The organism is Moorena sp. (genome assembly GCF_982860115.1).
The window spans coordinates 831-2255 of record NZ_CEYLVT010000026.1 but is presented as its reverse complement, the minus strand read 5'-3'; the positions used below and the strand labels follow the sequence as shown (position 1 = coordinate 2255).

The 1425-nt window shown below is 47.7% G+C and carries 2 protein-coding genes; both read right to left on the bottom strand.

The window, feature by feature from the left end:
• Positions 1-1010: HEAT repeat domain-containing protein (locus AC4II3_RS07110; RefSeq protein WP_490722794.1), on the bottom strand; the 1010-nt coding region annotated here is incomplete at its 3' end.
• A 232-nt stretch (positions 1011-1242) separates the two neighbouring features.
• Positions 1243-1425: hypothetical protein (locus AC4II3_RS07105; RefSeq protein ID WP_488029395.1), on the bottom strand; the 183-nt coding region annotated here is incomplete at its 5' end.

Below are 1425 nucleotides of genomic sequence, written 5' to 3'. Positions count from 1 at the left end.
GATGCTGCTGTTCCCATCTGCCCCAGAGCATATGCCGCAATATCACGAACATCACTATCTGAGTTGGTTAAAAGTTTGGCAATTTGGGGAGCGTACTCAGATGCTGCTGCTCCCATCTGACCCAGAGCCAATGCCGCATTATGACCGACACCCCAATCTGAGTCGGTTAAACGTTCAGCGATTTGGGGAGCGTACTTAGATGCTGCTGCTCCCATCTGACCCAGAGCATATGCCGCACTTGAACGGACATCACGATCTGAGTGGGTTAAACGTTCAACGATTTGGGGAGCATACTTATAGGCCGCTGCTCCCATCTGACCCAGAGCATATGCCGCACTTGAACTGATATCACTATCTGAGTCAGTTAAACGTTGAGCGATTTTGGGAGCGTAGTCCTTAGCCACTCCCATCTGCCCCAGAGCTTTTGCCGCACTATAACTGACATTACCATCTGAGTTGATTAAAAGTTTGGCAATTTTGGGAATGTACTCAGAGGCGGCTGCTCCCATGTTCCCCAGAGCCAATACCGCACTATCATGGACATCACTATCTTCGTCGGTTAACAGTTCAGCGATTTGGGGAGCGTACTTATAAGCAGCTTCACCCATTTCCCCCAGAGCCGATGCTGCCCTAGCACGGACTCTGGACTGAACCGACTTTCTTTGATTCTCGGTCTGATCCTTACTCTCATGCTTATAGGCCAATAACTCTGCAATCTTGTCAATTGTCTCTTTAGGAATCTCAAGGGGGTGCTTGAGTTGATCCAGCTTATACTCAGAAAATTTGTTGAAAGCTTTAACCCATACCTCGGGGTCGGGGTCATCCAGTGCTGCCACAATCCCCTTGAGCTGCCACGATTCTAGCTCAGGTTTCTTTTCTTCAGCGTGACTCCCGTTGACAATCAAAAGTACTGCTACTAGCAGTGCTAAGAAATAACATAGGCACCGAGTAACACCAGTCTTAAAGGTAGGGAAAAGCTTTGGGCGGTTGGCATCGCCTCTATGGGGCATGGTGGTAGTTTCCCAAGGAGTTAGTCCGCTAATAGGGATCCCCCCTAACCCCCCTTAATAAGGGGGGAAAAGAGAATAAGGGGGGGAAAAGAGCACAGAAGAGGGAACAGCGGATATGGTAAAAATCCTCTGTACCCCATAGTTATGAAAAACGCTGTAACTATAATTACGCTGATTTTGGAGCTAGACCCTAAGCCCAGCAATCCTTTGAGACTAAGATGCTCCCTGAAGGTTAATTGGTTTTAATTATACCAATCCTAGAGATTATTATATACCACAGAGAATCGGGAATCGGGAATCGGGAATCGGGAATCGGGAAGAGGATGTTAGTAGAACAGGCATCTTGCCTGTGATCAATTGGTAGAACAGGCATCTTGCCTGTGATCAATTGGTAGAACAGGCATCTTGCCTGTGA